The organism is Stappia sp. G46H5W, from assembly GCF_058448995.1.
In genome coordinates, this window is sequence record NZ_JBZFLL010000001.1 from 558,060 (window position 1) to 574,386 (window position 16,327).

Sequence of the window (16,327 nt, forward strand, 5' to 3'; positions counted from 1 at the left end):
GCCATGGCTCGACCATAACGTCGGCCGGTCGCTTTCGCGACCGGCCGGTTCGGAGTTATTCGGGATCTCTATAGATGTGATTCTGGATGACCGTCAGATGACGTAGGAGCGCAGAGGCTCGAAGCCATTGAATGCCACCGCCGAATAGGTGGTGGTGTAGGCGCCGCACGCCTCGATCAGCACCTTGTCGCCGATCGACAGGCTGACGGGGAGCTCGTACGGAGCCTTTTCGTAAAGCACGTCGACGCTGTCGCAGGTCGGGCCGGCGAGCACGCACGGGGTCTTGCGGTCGTCATCCTTGTCCGTGCGGATCGGATAGCGGATCGCCTCGTCCATGGTCTCGGCTAGGCCGTTGAACTTGCCGATGTCGAGGTAGACCCAACGGATCTCATCCTCGGCCTCGGACTTCTTCGAAATCAGGACCACCTCGGCCTCGATCATGCCGGCATCGCCGACCATGCCGCGGCCCGGCTCGATGATCGTCTGCGGGATGCGGTTGCCGAAATGCTTGGCCAGGCCGCGCAGGATGGCCTCGCCGTAGCGCGGCACGCCCGGGACGTCCTTCAGGTAGCGCGCGGGGAAACCGCCACCCAGGTTGACCATCGACAGCACGATGCCGCGCTCGGCCATCTCGCGGAAGATCGCGGCGGCAGAAGCCAGAGCCGTGTCCCAGGCCTCGACATTCGCCTGCTGCGAGCCGACGTGGAACGACACGCCATGCGCAACCAGGCCCAGACGATGGGCATGCTCGAGCACCTGCGGCGCCATGGAGGGCGCGCAGCCGAACTTGCGCGACAGCGGCCAGTCGGCGCCGGCGCCATCGCACAGGATGCGGCAGAACACCTGCGCACCGGGAGCGGCGCGGGAGATCTTCTCGACCTCGGCCTCGCAGTCGACGGCGAACAGGCGCACGCCCAGCTCGAAGGCACGCGCGACATCGCGCTCCTTCTTGATGGTGTTGCCGAAGGAAATGCGGTCGGGGCCTGCGCCGGCGGCCAGGGCCATCTCGATCTCCGGCACCGAGGCGCAGTCGAAGGAGGAGCCGAGGCTGGCGAGCAGCGACAGGATCTCGGGAGCCGGGTTCGCCTTCACCGCGTAGAAGACGCGGGTGTCCGGCAGGGCCCGCTCGAACGCGAGATAGTTGTCCTGGACGATGTCGAGATCGACGACGACGCAAGGCCCGTCGCCTCGTCGCTGCCGGAGGAAGTTCTTGATGCGCTCGGTCATGGCATTCACCCGCAAGTCCGAATTCCGGTACAGGTGCATATGCGATCGCGCCTCCCGCCCGCTTTGGAGACGGGGAGAAAACGGACGCCATATGCAACGGTCGGGTTCAACGCGTGCATGTGCGCAAGCGTGTCGCCGTTCCGCGATTGCTGCCTTGGATTGGATCGGGTGTCCCGAACCGCACGGCCGGCAATGATGTAACAAGTGCCTCTTCAGTGACCCCGGGACTTGGAAACCCGGCAGAGACCAAAAAAGCCCTCTTACGTCGTTGCTTTAAGCCATCCGTTTTGTCGCTCTATTCCGGACAGGTCCGGGCCCTTTTGAGCGACTGCCACCTTTCGGTTGGACGACCACGGGCACGTGCGAATTTGGGCAAGGGGAGATATGAATCAGGAGCCTGTCTTAATCAAGGGAAAAATCCCCCGAGCAGGTGCATTTTTTGCGCATCCCCTATGCATTTCCGCATTTCCCTGTGAGTTTTTCCGATAGCAGCCACAGGCCGCCCGCCGCAAGGCCACAACAGAGCGGCCAAACGCCGGGCGCCGCAGGGGAATCGGTGCGTTTCGGAGACCGCCCTCGCTACTTGCGCCAACGCGAACGGCGGGACACGAGGTCCCGCCGCTTGCACAGATCAGCGAAGAGGTCTTGCGCGTACGCCGGCCTCTCAGTCGTTGCCGCCACGCGGGCCTTCGCCGCGCTCGCCGCGACCTTCGCCCTTCATGCCGTGATGCATCTCGCCATGCCAGCGCTTGCCGCCGTGATGGCGCTTGCCGCCGCGCGGACGGTCTTCACGCGAGAGTGCGCCGTCGCCGTTGCGGTCCATGCGGGCCACGAGGCCGGCGAAGGGACGTGCCGCTTCCTCGCGGGTGATGGCAAGGTCGCCGTCACGATCGAGACGCTGGAAGGCCCGCACCATGCGGCTGTCCATCCGCTCGGCCCAGATCGTGCCGAACTCCTCGAGCGTCAACGTCTTGTCGCCATCGGCGTCGGCCTTGGCAAAGGCATCCGCCCGGGCGGCGCGAATCTCGTCGCCGGTGACGTTGCCGTCGCCGTCCGCATCGAAGCGCTCCATCATCCGGCCATGACCACGCGGACCGCCGCGGCCCTTCTTGTTGTCGTCGTCGCCGGCGCGCTGCTCCATGCGGGAGATCATGCGCTCCATACGGCCATTGTACTCGTCCTCAGTGATCTTGCCGTCGCCGTCACGGTCGAGACGCTGGAAGGCGCGAACGCGGCGCTCGCTGAACTCGTTCTGGTAAGCGACCTTGAACTCGTCCAGCGTGACCTTGCCGTCGCCATTGGTATCGGCGGCCGTGAAGGTCGCTTCCACCTTGGCGTCGATCTCGGCCTGGGTCACCTTGCCGTCGCCATCGGTGTCGAAGCGCTCCATGAACATCCGGGCCATGTTGCCGCGGCCACCACGATGCCAGCCGTTCTTGCCGCCACGATGGGACTGGTGCCAGCCCGGCTTGCCGCCGTCGCGGCCCCAGCCGTGCTTGCCACCGTCACGGTCGGCAAAGGCGGGCATGGCGGTGGTTCCGACCAGCGCCGCGGCGAGGGCGGCCAGCGTGATCTTCTTGAAAGTCGTCATCGCGTCATCTCCTTGTCGGTCACTGCGATGACACCGGTCTAGCGGTCGGTTGTCGCTGAAATGTGCCCGCAACACCGCCTTTGTGTCGCAAGCTGTGACGGGTCGCGTACCCGTTACATCTGGATACAATTGCGGTTTCCCTGCCCGCGCCTGCGACGATATCTAGAATGCGAGGGAGACATTCGAGGCGAAAGCGATCATGAGCGAAAGCGGGCCACACATTCTCGTCGTCGACGACCACCGCGACATTCGCGAGTCGCTGGCGCGCTATCTGCGCAAGAACGGGCTTCGGGCCTCGGTCGCGGAAAATGCCGCCCAGGCGCGCAAGTTCCTAAAGGCCGCGGCCGTCGATCTCGTCGTGCTCGACATCATGATGCCCGGCGAGGACGGCCTGTCGCTCTGCCGGTCGCTGGTGGAGAGCGGCACCATGCCGGTGATCCTGCTCACGGCGATGGCCGAGGACACCGACCGCATCGTCGGGCTGGAGATCGGCGCAGACGACTATGTGACCAAGCCGTTCAATCCGCGCGAGCTGCTGGCCCGCATCCGCGCCGTGCTGCGCCGCTCCTCCCAGGTGCCCAGGCAACGCGACCCGATCGAGGCGGAGACGCTCGCCTTCGCCGGCTGGCGGCTCGATGTGCCCAAGCGCTTGCTGACGGGTGAGGACGGGATTGCCGTGCCGCTGTCGACCGGCGAGTTCCAGCTCTTGATCGCCTTCCTGAAGCGGCCGCGCATGGTGCTGTCGCGCGACCAGTTGCTCGACATCACCTCCGGCCGCAGCCCGGCCGCCTTCGACCGATCCATCGACAACCAGGTCAGCCGCCTGCGCCGCAAGATCGAGCCGGACCCGAAAAACCCGGAGCTGATCAAGACCGTGTGGGGCGGCGGGTACACATTCACCGCCGAGGTCGAGGACCTGCTCGCATGACGCCTCGCTTTCGCCCCTGGCCGCGCTCGCTCGCCGGACAGCTCGTCGCCCTGCTGCTGATCGCGGTGGTGCTGGCCCAGGTCATCACCTTGTGGCTCTTCGCCGGAGAGCGCCGGGTGGCGCTGGTGGAGCTTGCCCGTAATACCATCGTCTCGCGCACCGTCTCCCTGGTGCGCCTGGTCGAGGCCGCGCCGGAAAGCCAGCATCCGGACATGCTGCGGGCGATCTCCAGCCGCTTCCTCTGGTACTGGATCGACGACGCCCCTGCCCTTGCCGAGGCCGGCCGCGGCAAGACCGACAAGCGGATCGCCGCGATGCTCGGCGAGGAGCTGAATGCCGGCAAGACGATCCGGGTCGACGTCTCGCGGCGCGAGGTCTCCCACGCCCCGCCGTCGCGCCGGCGGATCGATGTCGGCGACAGCGAGGGCGAGGACGAGGCGGAGGACCGGCCGGCGGAGCAGCAGGCGAGCAAGCGGACGCGCGAATACCGGGCGCCCTTCCATCACAGCAACTGGCGCGCCGCGCCGGTATCGCTGACGCTCTCCGTGCAGCTGTCGGACGGGCGCTGGCTCAATGGAGCCAGCCGCTTCCGCGTACCGCGCAACACGCTGCTTCCGGTCTTCGTCACCGTCGCCCTGATGGCCGGCGCCATCGTGCTGGTCATCGGCGTGACCGTCAGCCGCCTCACCCGCCCCTTGCGCGAACTGGCGGCCGCCGCCGGCCGGCTGGGGCGCGGCGAGGATGTGGAGCCGCTGCCCGAAAGCGGTCCTTCCGAGGTGCGCGGCACGATCCGGGCCTTCAACGTGATGCAGGACCGCCTGACCCGCTTCGTGCGCGACCGCACCCGCATGCTCGGCGCCATCAGCCATGACCTGCGCACACCGATCACCTCGCTCAGGATCCGCGCCGAGTTCATCGACGACGACGAGAACCGGGAGAAGATGATCGAGACGCTCGACGAGATGCAGCGCATGGTCGAGGCGGCTCTGGCCTTCGCCCGCGACGAGGCCTCGCGAGAGGTCGGCGCGCCGACCGATCTCGGCGACTTCATCGACGCAATCGCCGAGGATTACCGCGATATCGGCCGCCCCGTCGCCTTCGACCCGCCGCAGACGCGCTGCGTCGTCTCGTGCCGGCCGTTCAGCCTGAAACGGGCGCTGCGCAACCTCATCGACAATGCCGTTCGCTACGGCGGCGATGCGGAACTGGCTCTGGCGACGGAAGGCGGACAGGCGATCATCACCGTACGCGACCACGGCCCGGGCATTCCGGAGGAACGGCTGAAGGACGTGTTCGAGCCTTTCGTGCGACTGGAGGAATCCCGGTCGGAGGAAACGGGCGGCATCGGCCTCGGCCTCTCCATCGCCCGCTCCATCGTGCATGCACATGGCGGCACCTTGACCCTCGCCAACCATCCCGAGGGCGGCCTGGAAGCACGGATCGCGCTGCCGATGGACGACCGTCCCGGCCGCCGGTAAGGCCGCCGGGCGCGAATCCCCGACCGACCCGCAAAGAAAAAGCCTCCCGGCCGGACAGCCGGGAGGCTTTGTTCGTTTCGCCCTGGTGCCAGCGTCAGCCGCGGGCGGCGGCCTTCACCTCCAGGCGGCGGGCATGCAGAACCGGCTCGGTATAGCCGGAGGGCTGCTCGCGGCCCTTGAACACCAGGTCGCATGCGGCCTTGAAGGCGATCGAGCCGTCGAAGTCCGCGGCCATCGGCGTGTAGAGCGGATCGCCTGCATTCTGGCCGTCGACGACCTTCGCCATGCGCTTCATCGTCTCCATCACCTGCGCCTCGCTGCAAACGCCGTGGCGCAGCCAGTTGGCGATATGCTGGGACGAGATGCGCAGCGTCGCCCGATCTTCCATCAGGCCGACATTGTTGATGTCCGGCACCTTGGAGCAGCCGACGCCCTGGTCGACCCAGCGCACCACGTAGCCGAGGATGCCCTGCGCGTTGTTGTCGAGCTCGGCCTGGATTTCCTCCGCCGACCAGTTCGGCCGCTCGGCGACCGGGATCGACAGGATGTCGTCGAGGCTGGCGCGGCCGCGGGCCTTCAGTTCCTGCTGCCGGGCAGCGACATCGACCACATGGTAGTGCAGCGCATGCAGGGTCGCGGCGGTCGGCGACGGCACCCAGGCCGTGTTGGCGCCGGACTTCGGATGGCCGACCTTCTGCTCCAGCATCGCCTTCATCAGGTCCGGCATCGCCCACATGCCCTTGCCGATCTGGGCGTGACCCGGCAGGCCGCATTCGAGGCCGACGTCGACGTTCCAGTTCTCATAGGCCTGGATCCAGGCGGCCTGCTTCATGTCGCCCTTGCGGATCATCGGGCCGGCTTCCATCGAGGTGTGCATCTCGTCGCCGGTGCGGTCGAGGAAGCCGGTATTGATGAAGCACACGCGCGAGGACGCCGCGCGGATGCACTCCTTGAGGTTGACGGTCGTGCGCCGCTCCTCGTCCATGATGCCCATCTTCAGCGTGTCGGCGGCAAGGCCCAGCGCCTGCTCGATCCGGCCGAACAGCCGGTTGGCCAAGGCGACCTCGTCGGGGCCGTGCATCTTCGGCTTGACGATGTAGAGCGAGCCGGCGCGCGAGTTCATCCGCCGCCCGCCGCCGGACGGGCCGCCCGTGCCGATGTCGTGCATGGCGATCAGAGCGGTCATCATGCCGTCGAGGATGCCTTCCGGCACCTCCTTGCCGTCGCGGTCGAGGATCGCCGGCGTGGTCATGAGGTGACCGACATTGCGCACCAGCATCAGCGAGCGGCCATGCAGAACCGTCTCGCCGCCAGCCGGCGTCGCATAGGTCCGATCGCCCTCCATGCGGCGCACCATCTCGCGCCCGCCCTTGGAGAAGGAGGCGGTCAGGTCGCCCTTGAGCAGGCCGAGCCAGTTGCGATATGCGACGACCTTGTCTTCCGCATCGACGGCTGCGACCGAATCCTCGCAGTCCATGATGGTGGAGACGGCGGCCTCGAGCACCACGTCGGAGATGCCGGCCGGGTCGGTCTTGCCGATCGGGTTGCTCGGGTCGATCGCGACCTCGATATGCATGCCGTTCTTGACGAAGAGCACGGCCGCGGGCGCAGACGCCTCGCCGCGATAGCCGACGAACTGCGCCGGGTCGGACAGAGTGAGAGCCGCCCCGCCCTCGCCCGCGACCTTCAGCTTGCCGCCCTCGACGGAAAGGCCGGTGACGCTCGCCCAGGGCGCGGACAGCGGCACGCGCTCGTCGAGCAGCGCCTTGGCATGCGCCACCACCTCGGCGCCACGCGCCGGATCGTAGCCACCGCCCTGCGGCAGGGAACCCATGGCATCCGTGCCGTAGAGCGCATCATAAAGCGAACCCCAGCGGGCATTGGCCGCGTTCAACGCGTAACGGGCATTGGTGATCGGCACCACCAGCTGCGGGCCGGCGATGGAAGCGATTTCCGGGTCGACATTCTGCGTCGTCACCGAGAAGGCGGGGCCTTCGTCCACCAGATAGCCGATCTCCTTGAGAAAGGCCTTGTAGGCGGCGAGGTCGACCGGGCCGGGATGGGCGCGGTGCCAGTCGTCGATCTTCGCCTGCAGCGCATCGCGGCGGGCCAGCAGGTCGCGATTCTCCGGCGCCATGTCGTGCACGATGGCCGACAGGCCCTTCCAGAACGCGTCCGCCGTCACGCCGGTGCCCGGCAGGGCCTCCTGCTCGACAAAATCCCGCAGTTCCGGGGCGATCTTCAGGCCGGCAATCTCGATACGGTCCATGGCGGTCGGCACTCCCTGGTCGACGTTTCTTGGTGTGACTGTTGCAGCGCTCTGTCGGATGCGTCCGTCACGGCGATCTCCGGCTTGCGCGGGCAGCACGGTCTTCACAAAAGACGATGCAGGGACACCGGGCAAGCGCTGATGAGGCGCGGTCTGACGGATGAAATCCGAACGGAACGGTTCGATCCTCATCAAACCGCAGGGACCCTTTCCCGGTCAATCTTGCACAAATCGAAAAGACTTGATCCTCACGGGAAACAATCTCCGCTGCATTGCAGCCCTGCGTCTGGTGCAATGCCCGGTCCCGCCCGCGTGGCTTGCATCGACTGGTGCAATTCGTCATACGATAGAGCTGTTTCTTCGATCCCGCGCCGGCGAGACACGCCCATGGTGCGGGCCACCCCAGCAAGTCCGGACGACGGAATGCCCCGGCAAGACGGCCGGCGCGCGTCCTGCTCCGGCGCGGACCAATGGCCCCATGTCGCAATCCGGCTCGCCCCTGCTCACGCGCTTCTTCAACCAGCCGATCCTGCTGCTGGTGCTGACCACCCTGTTCTGGGGCGGCAACACCATTGCCGGCCGGCTCGCCATCGGCGAGGTCTCGCCGATGGCCGTCGTGCTGCTGCGCTGGATCGCCGTCTCGGGCCTGCTGCTGGTGCTGTACGGGCGGCAGGTCCGGGCCGAATGGCCGACGCTGCGGCGGCACCTGCCGATTCTCATCGCCATGGGCATGTTCGGCTTCACGGCCTTCAACGCGCTGTTCTACATCGCCGCCCACAGCACGACCGCCGTCAATCTCGGCATCATCCAGGGCTCCATGCCGATGTTCGTGCTGCTCGGCGCGCTGGTGATCCTGCGCACGCCGATCCGGCCGCTGCAGGCGCTCGGCGTGCTGGTCACCATGGCCGGTGTCGCCTTCATCGCCGCGCAGGGTGACCTGTCGCGCCTGGCGGGGCTCGAGGTGAATATCGGCGACGCGCTGATGATCGTCGCCTGTCTGCTCTACTCGCTTTACGCCGTGCTGCTGCGCAAGCGCCCGCCGGTTTCCGGCATGGTCTTCTTCACCGTGCTGGCAGTGGTCGCCGCGGTCACCTCCGTGCCTCTGTTCGCCATGGAAGTGGCGCAGGGCGCGCTGCAATGGCCAACGCCCAAGGGCTGGCTGGTGATCGCCTATATCTCGATCTTCCCGTCCTGCCTGTCGCAGATCTTCTTCATGCGCGGGGTGGAACTGGTTGGGCCGGGACGCGCCGGGGTTTTCATCAACCTGGTGCCAATCTTCTCCTCCCTGCTGGCCGTCAGCCTGCTCGGCGAGCCGTTCCACCTGTACCACGCCGCCGCGCTGTGCCTGGTTCTGGTCGGCATCGCGCTTTCCGAGCGAAAGTCGCGCAAACCCGCCCCGGCCACCTGACCAGCCGCACAATCAACACCGAAAATTTCGGAGGACGACGCGAAACGGTCGCGTCATTGTCGAAATGTGGCAAGATAGAGGGGACATGCAAGCGCCCCTCTTCATCGCAGCCATCGCCGGCCTCCTCGTCGTCATCTCTCTCATCCAGCCGCTTGCGCGGCGGCTGAAGGTGGCCCCGTCCGTGTTGCTGGCGCTTGTCGGCACCGCGATCGGCGTGCTCTCGGGCTGGCTGCTTTACACGCCGAGCACCGACGCGTTCAATCAGATCGCGTCCGTCTTCGTGAACCTGCCGCTGAACTCGCAGGGCATTCTTCACCTGTTCCTGCCGGTGCTGCTGTTCCAGACGACGTTGACGCTCGATGTGCGCCGCATGGCGGACGACGCCGGCGTCATCTTCGTGATGGCGGTGGTCGCGGTGGTGGTCGCGACCGCCTTCATCGGGTTCGCGCTCGCGCCCTTCACCACGGTGCCGCTGGTCGCCTGCCTGCTGCTTGGCGCCATTGTCGCCACCACCGACCCGGTCGCGGTCGTCGCGATCTTCCGCGACATCGGCGCGCCGGCGCGCCTCGGCCGCCTGGTGGAGGGCGAAAGCCTGCTCAACGACGCGGCCGCGATCGCCCTGTTCGTCATTCTGCTCGGCGCGATGACGGGCGGCTCGGCCCCCACGCTCGCCGACGGCGTCGAGCTGTTCCTGTGGAGCTTTTCCGGCGGCATGGCGCTCGGCTATATCGGCGGCCAGGTGCTGGTGCGCCTGCTCCCGCTGGTGCGCGACTTCCGCCTCGCCCAGGTGACGCTCAGCGTCGCCATGCCCTATCTGGTCTACATCATCGCGGAAAACTTCATCGGCGTATCCGGTGTCGTTGCCGTCGTCGTGGCAGGCATCGTCATCAATCTCGCCGGCCCCTCGCGCGTCACCCCGGACGGCTGGACCTATCTCAACGACGTGTGGGACCAGATCGCCTTCTGGGCCTCGTCGCTGATCTTCATGCTGGCCTCGATCCTGATCCCGAAGCTGCTTGTGGACGTCGGCTGGTACGACATCGCCCTCCTGGCCATCGTCGTGGCGGCCGCACTTGCCGCCCGCGCCGTGGTGCTGTTCGGCCTGTTGCCGCTGATGAGCCTGCTGCAACTGTCGCAGCCCGTCAGCACGCCGTTCAAGACGGTCATGCTGTGGGGCGGGATGCGCGGGGCGATCACCTTGACGCTGGCGCTCGGCGTTACCGAGAACCTTGCCATCGACCCGCAGATAAAGCGCTTCGTCGCCGTGCTCGCCACCGGCTTCGTGCTGTTCACGCTGCTGGTATACGGCACGACGCTGAAGCCCCTGATCAAGGTGTTCGGCCTCGACAAGCTGCCGCCGCTGGACGCTGCGATGCGGGCCCAGGTGCTGGCCCTTGCGCTTGCCAATGTGCGCGAAGGCGTGGCCCGCGCGATTTCGGAATACCACATCGCACCGGCGGCGGCGGAAGAGACCGACCGACGCTACCGCGAGCGGCTGATCGAGGCGCAAGGCCTCGACGGTGGCATGGACGAGATCCTCGACCGCGACCGCGTCACGGTGGGCCTCGTGTCGATCTCCAACCGAGAACGCGAGATCGTGCTGCGCCACCTTCGCGAGCGCACCGCCTCGATCCACACCGCCGAGGAGCTGCTGGCCCGCATCGGCCGCATCGCCGACCGGGCCCGCGCCGGCGGCCGCATCGAGTACAACCGCGCCGCGCGCCAGGCCCTCGCCTTTCCGCGCACCATGCGGCTTGCCCAGTGGCTCCAGCGGAACGTCAAATACGACCGCTGGCTCGCCCGCCTGCTCGGCGACCGCTACGAGATGCTGCTGCTGAACCGGATCGTGCTGGATGAGCTGATCGCCTTCACCAACGAGAAGATCGAGCCGCTGCTGGGCCGCCGCGTGGTCGAGATCCTGACGGAGATCCTGCTCGGCCGCCGCGAGGCGACGACCACCGCGCTTGAGGCGTTGCGGCTGCAGTATCCCGACTATGCCGACAGCCTCGACCAGCGCTTTCTGCAGAAGGCCGCGCTGCGGCTGGAGGAAGACGCCTACCGCTCGCTCTACGCGCAGAACCTCATCGGCACCGAGCTCTATTCCAACCTGTCGCAGGGCGTGAACGAGAATCGGGAGACGGCCGACTCGCGGCCGAAGCTGGACATGGGGATGCGCACAGAGGAGCTGACCGCGCAGCTGCCGCTGTTCCGCGACCTCAGCGAGGACCGTATCCGCGCGATTTCCCGGCTGATGCGGCCGCTCTTTGCCGTGCCCGGCGAGCTGCTGATCCGAAAGGGTGAGCGCGGCGACACGGCCTACTTCATCTCCTCCGGCGCGGTCGAGGTGATCACCGAGCATGTGCGCGTGCGCCTTGGTCGTGGCGACGTGTTCGGCGAGATCGCGCTGTTGACCGGCCAGCCGCGCACCGCCGATGTGCGTGCGCTCGGCTATTGCAACCTGCTCGTCCTGTCCAGGACCGACTTCCGCAGCCTGACCGACAAGGATCCGACGCTGAAGCAGCACATGGCGAACATGGCGGCACAGCGCCGGCAGATGAACGCCACCGCAGTTGAAGACGACGCGCTTGCGAGCGAAGAAGCCGCAGAAAACCTCGTGAAAGAAAGTTGACTCAATCTGATATACTCAGGGTTGTATGATAAATAAAGAAAATCAGAAATAGATTTTTTATCGCTTAAGTTGCGGAAGATCATTTCTTCCCCGAAACATCTTGACGACTCGCCTCACTCAACATCTAATTTCAGATGTCATGAAGTGATTTGCATGACTTTCGTGCGCCAGTGCGCCGCAAAGTAATTTTTCAAAAGCCCGGTCTTTCGTCGAAGGGGCAGCTTTATCGCGGAAGGAAGACGGGAGCGGCCAACTGGCGTTTTCCTTAGCCAACATATTTTATGGGGCAATACATGACTGACGAACTCAAAAAGGTCGAGATCCACGATTACCAGGCGTTCGGCCAGCTGATCACCGAATACGCCACGGGCGCGAAGCCTTGGCCGGAGACGCTGGAAGCCCTGAAGCAGGCCACCAAGGGCATCGCCACGATTCCCGATACCTACAAGGCCCTGCAAATGATCCAGGCCTGCGAGGAAGTCCTGCTCCTTCGCCTGCCGCCGCGGCGCATGACCGAAGAGTCGCTGGCCAAATACGGGGATGTATCGGCGAAGGCCTATCCGCTGCCGGATTTCTACGCCCGCAAGGACGAGATGAACGAGCACGACTTCTATCTCAGTCGCGTTGCCGACTACACGATTGCCGTATGCACCTAAGGTTTTTCGCCTTCAGGAGAGTTCGGAGGGCCGCGGTGTTTCGCGGCCCTTTTTCATGCTCGCCGCGATGTTTCGCGGCCCTTTTTCACGTTGGCCGCAAACTGCCGCCGCTCGTCCAGCGCCCGGCATTGGCTCACCGGCGGGTGGCGCCCTCGGGAGCAAGATCGGCCGGCAACACGATCCCGGCGGACGACAAGCCTTGATGGATCTCGTCCCAGGTGCGCGGCGAGGAGATCGGGAAGCAATTGCCGATCCAGCGGGCGATATCGTCATCATCCGGCGGCTGCGGCAGCACCCAGCGGTCAGTCACCCGCTGCTTGAGATGGCTCGCCTGGGCGCGGGCTTCCTCTTCCTCGCCGGTCAGCGCGAGCGCGGCGACATACCAGGCCTCGACGCCGAGATAGCCATCGCTGAGATAGCGAAAAGCCGCGATGGAGGCCGCATGGTCGCCGCACAGGCAGGTGATGCCGACGAAATAGCTCCAGTGCAGGGGTGAGGTCAGCAGGCCGTTCTCGCGGTGGCGATAGGCGATGGCCAGAGCTTCCTGGCGATGCCCGTAATAGGCAAGCCCGTGTGCGGCGGACAACGCCGTCCAGGGGTCGTTGTCGTTGAGCTCCAGAGCCTGGCGGTGCTGCGCCTCCGCCTGCTCGAAGCGCCGCTGCAGCGCCAGCGTCCAGGCGGCACACAGATAGCCGCGCGAGTCGAAGGGATCGAGCGCCAGCGCCATGCGCGCCAGCCCGGCGGAGCGCTCGAGCGTCTCTGGCGTCTGCGCCTGGCCGGGAAAAACGATGTGGCGGGAATTGATGATCTGCGCCAGGCTCGAATAGGCAGGGCCGAAGCGGGGATTGTCCTCGATCAGCCGGTCCAGGATCGCCTCGGCGCGATGGGAGTCCTCGATCTTCCAGGTGTAATGGAGCCTCTGGCCCATCAGCAGGCGGTCATACTGGTCCAGCGACGCATCCGGGATGCGCGACATGTTGGCCAGCCGCTCGGCCGAGATGTTGACGTTCATCGCCATGGCGATCTCGGCGACCAACATCGACTGGCGGGCGAACAGCTCGCCGATATCAACGGCCGAGTTCCGCCCCCAGACATAGGCGTTGGTGCGCGAGTTCTTCACCGTCACGGAATAGGATACTGAACGTTCGGCCCGCATGGCGCTGATCGACACCCGGTAGATGGGCGCCGCGGAGCGCGACAGCTCTTCCGTCACCTCGTCGGCGACGGACCACTCGCGAAAGCGGACGAGACGCGAAATCAGGTCGTGGCGGAACACCTTGGCCAGTCGAATGTCTTCATGCGCTTCGGTGATCTGAAGGATCTGGTCGACCACGATCACCGGATTGACATGCTGGACCACCACCGGCGAGCGGTTGCCGTCCACCTTTTCGACCGCAGGCGAGGCGGGAGCGCGCTGAGCGGCTTCCTCGGCGAGCCGCATGCGCTCGCGGCGCAGCCAGTCGGAAAACTTGCCGAGCTTGATATCGACGATCAGCGATTGGGTCTCGTTGGAAGGCTGAGTGTCGAACTCGTCCTCCAGCACGTTCCAAAGGTCCTCGTAGGCCCGCAATGCGCCCGTATAGTCGCCCTGCACTGCACGGGCGGTGATGAAGGCACGGCAGGCCGGCTCGTGGGTCGGGTCGAGATTGAGCAGTGCCACGGCCGCCTGCTCCATCCGCTTCCAGTTGCCGCTGTCGAGGCGCACCATAGGCTCCAGCAGCGCCCGCAACTGGTCGTGGAGCTGCTGACGGCGCAGGCGCAGCCAGTTGTGGAAGGGCTCGGCCAGCATCTCTCCGCCTTCGAAGAGTCGCTCGGACAGGCGCTTTTCGACCAGCAGCCGCGCCGGAACCTCGCCCCCATCGCCGGCGAGTTCCTCCATGTCGAGCGTGACCCGGCCAAGATCCAGCCAGATGTTCATCTTGTCGCTGTCTAGACCGTCGAACCCGGCATCCTCCAGCGCCCGGCGCAGGATCAGCAGCGTCTGACGCAACGACGAGCGGGAGTGATGTTCGGAACTGTCCTGCCAGAACAGGTTGGCGGCCATTTCACGGGACAGACGGCCGTCGCTGGTCAGGCACAGGCGGACCAGCAGGCCCTCCGCCTTGCGTGAGCGGAACGCAACCGGCTTGCCGTCGACCAGGAAACGCGGCACGCCCAATACGGCAACGTGAAGACGGGAGCGTCCAGAGCCGGCGCCCTGCCCGTGTTCCGCGACCTCGCGATTGCCTATGTCCTCCACGTCACTCCGCCCCTGCATGCCACGCCAGATCCCGCAGGATCTCGCCCCGTTTTCCCACACCCCGAATTCTGGAAAAGGTTTGAAAGAAAAGGCATTCAGTAGAGCCGGACACGATCACCGGGAAAACCGGCTGAGGAATGGAGTGCCCGCTGCCGCTCGAGCCGCGACGTGACCAGCGCGGCCGGATCAGGTTGCAATCCCGGAACCAGCACGCGTACAACGCTTATACCCGGATCGACACGGGTAAGGTCAATTGCCACTGCACGAAAATTTCGTTTGGCGAGAGCTGAAAGCGGCTCAATATCCCCGAAACTTTCGGGGGGACCATCCGCATTTCCACTGCCCTGCCGGCTGCCGGATGCCGGCGCTTCGGCCGGCTGCAGCGCCTCCCAGTCGGGCTTCACGAGACTGCGCCGGGCAAGGTGCAACCGATCCGTGTCGTTCAGCCGCTTCTCGTCCGCCTCGGCGAGCTTGGCGTCCACCACCCGATCGGCCAGTTCCACCTGCGCCAGCTCGGTGAACGCGGCAAGCAGGGCCGAGGACAGGTTCTGCCGGGCTGCAAAGCCATAGGCGAAGCGCTTGCCCTGCCGGTCGACGGACAGAGCCGCAACCACCGGCACGCCGAGATCGCCGGTGAGATCGAGGAACCAACTGAGCCGCGCCTCGCTTCCGCCTCGCCAACGGGAGATCCGGCCGGCGACAGCAGGAGCACACAGCGTTTCGACAGGGATGGCCCGCCCGCGGCGGCCGCCGCGCCACCACAGGGCGACCGCGTCGCGTTCGATCCATTCCAGCGCCGCATGCCGGCAGGCCTCGCGAAAGCTGCGGCCGGCGGCAACGCCAAGCCCTCTGGCGAACGGCAGCGCATCGCGGTCGCGCCGGCGCCAGCACAGCTCGGCCGGAAGCGGGCCCTGTCGCCCGGTTGTGAGGTCGGCGGCCACGACATGCTCATCCAGCGCACGCAGGCGCCCGCCGCTTGCATCGCTCGGCTCCTGTGACGGCACCAGACCGAGCGCAAGGCTCTCCGCCTCGCTCCAGAAGTCCTGGTCGGCCAAAGGCGTCTCCGCGCCTTCGCGCGGCTCGAAAGGCGCGGCCGGCGCAGGTTCGAACTGCGAGAGATACTCGACCGCTTCGCCGACACAGGCGCGAAACGCCTCAAGCCGTGTCTCACCGACGCCGGACACGGAGCCGCGAGCGCCCATGGCCGCCCCGAAAACGCTCGGCACCACCTCGGCTCCGAAGCAATAGAGGCCCGGGGCATCCGGAAGGGACAATTCGAACAGGCGCTCCAGGCGGGCGGCAACGCCGATCAGGCGGGCAAGGTCACGGTCGCCGGACAAGCCTTCCGTTGCGCCTTCCGCCAGATAGGCGAGGAAATGACCAGCCGGTCCCGAGGGGTCGGGCAGGTCATCGCGTCTCTCCAGGTGTTCGGCCGCAAGGGCCAGTGCCCGACGGGTCTCCTCCCGCATGTGTCAGCCCCCGACTTTCGTTTGGTCGCTTCCGCTCCGTCGCTTCACGCCCTTTGCGGAAAAATCACGCAGAGATAACGCTAGCTGGTGTTGTATCGGAAAATCAATTGGATGGGGGTTCGCGCAGCCGGCTTTACCGGTATTCGGGCGGAATTCCATGCCACCCGGTTGATGGCCGTGCGGGCGCGTGATGCGGGACCGGACATAGAGGTTGCGGGCCCGTGGGAGGATCCGCGTAACCGCCGGCCGACTTCGGGTGGAATTGACGGAATCGAGTTTGACGAGTGCCCTTGTGACCTCTCTCCGACGCGCCTTCGGCGCGGCCCGGAACGGCAGTTCGCCCTGCCGGACGGACGTCACAAGTCACAGCGGGCCGCCCGGAGCTTTTCAGGCTGCGGATCGCACGTGACCTAACTGGGGCCGGGTCGCAGGA

10 protein-coding genes are annotated in these 16,327 nt (G+C 66.1%); 5 read left to right on the forward strand and 5 right to left on the reverse strand.

The window, feature by feature from the left end; genetic code table 11:
• Nucleotides 1-93: 93 nt before the first annotated feature.
• Together ACVJ6E_RS02325 and ACVJ6E_RS02330 are read right to left on the reverse strand one after the other, a co-directional pair.
• A complete protein-coding gene (locus tag ACVJ6E_RS02325) occupies nucleotides 94-1,227 on the reverse strand; it encodes a type III PLP-dependent enzyme (protein ID WP_120269282.1) in 1,134 nt (377 codons plus the stop codon).
• A gap of 664 nt (nucleotides 1,228-1,891) precedes the next feature.
• Nucleotides 1,892-2,818 carry an EF-hand domain-containing protein gene (locus ACVJ6E_RS02330; protein ID WP_120269065.1) on the reverse strand — a complete coding sequence of 309 codons (927 nt, stop codon included), beginning with the start codon at nucleotides 2,816-2,818 and terminating at the stop codon, nucleotides 1,892-1,894.
• Between the two features lie 199 nt (nucleotides 2,819-3,017).
• On the opposite strand from ACVJ6E_RS02330, the gene ACVJ6E_RS02335 reads away from it, so the two are divergent.
• Nucleotides 3,018-3,746 carry a response regulator gene (locus ACVJ6E_RS02335; RefSeq protein ID WP_120269064.1) on the forward strand — a complete coding sequence of 243 codons (729 nt, stop codon included), beginning with the start codon at nucleotides 3,018-3,020 and terminating at the stop codon, nucleotides 3,744-3,746.
• A complete protein-coding gene (locus tag ACVJ6E_RS02340; protein ID WP_120269063.1) occupies nucleotides 3,743-5,224 on the forward strand; it encodes an ATP-binding protein in 1,482 nt (493 codons plus the stop codon). Before ACVJ6E_RS02335 ends, ACVJ6E_RS02340 begins: the two co-directional genes overlap by 4 nt.
• 94 nt (nucleotides 5,225-5,318) lie before the next feature.
• Here ACVJ6E_RS02340 and ACVJ6E_RS02345 read toward each other — a convergent pair whose 3' ends face one another.
• Entirely contained in the window at nucleotides 5,319-7,493 is a 2,175-nt protein-coding gene (locus ACVJ6E_RS02345; protein ID WP_120269062.1) for a malate synthase G, read from the reverse strand.
• A 478-nt stretch (nucleotides 7,494-7,971) separates the two neighbouring features.
• Here ACVJ6E_RS02345 and ACVJ6E_RS02350 point away from each other — a divergent pair, with 478 nt between their 5' ends.
• The 3 genes from ACVJ6E_RS02350 (at nucleotide 7,972) to ACVJ6E_RS02360 (ending at nucleotide 12,186) form a co-directional block, all read left to right on the forward strand.
• Complete coding sequence (locus ACVJ6E_RS02350) at nucleotides 7,972-8,901, forward strand: DMT family transporter (protein ID WP_185924711.1); 930 nt, start codon at nucleotides 7,972-7,974, stop codon at nucleotides 8,899-8,901.
• Nucleotides 8,902-8,986: 85 nt separating this feature from the next.
• Complete coding sequence (locus ACVJ6E_RS02355; protein ID WP_120269061.1) at nucleotides 8,987-11,530, forward strand: cation:proton antiporter; 2,544 nt, start codon at nucleotides 8,987-8,989, stop codon at nucleotides 11,528-11,530.
• A gap of 293 nt (nucleotides 11,531-11,823) precedes the next feature.
• Complete coding sequence (locus ACVJ6E_RS02360; protein ID WP_120269060.1) at nucleotides 11,824-12,186, forward strand: hypothetical protein; 363 nt, start codon at nucleotides 11,824-11,826, stop codon at nucleotides 12,184-12,186.
• 133 nt (nucleotides 12,187-12,319) lie between these two features.
• Here the strand turns inward: ACVJ6E_RS02360 and ACVJ6E_RS02365 are convergent, their stop codons facing one another.
• Together ACVJ6E_RS02365 and ACVJ6E_RS02370 are read right to left on the reverse strand one after the other, a co-directional pair.
• Nucleotides 12,320-14,443, reverse strand: a complete 2,124-nt coding sequence (locus ACVJ6E_RS02365) for a BTAD domain-containing putative transcriptional regulator (RefSeq protein WP_120269059.1) — start codon at nucleotides 14,441-14,443, stop codon at nucleotides 12,320-12,322.
• A 77-nt stretch (nucleotides 14,444-14,520) separates the two neighbouring features.
• Nucleotides 14,521-15,894, reverse strand: coding sequence for a YcaO-like family protein (locus ACVJ6E_RS02370; RefSeq protein ID WP_120269058.1), 1,374 nt, complete (start codon nucleotides 15,892-15,894; stop codon nucleotides 14,521-14,523).
• Between the last annotated feature and the right edge of the window lie 433 nt (nucleotides 15,895-16,327).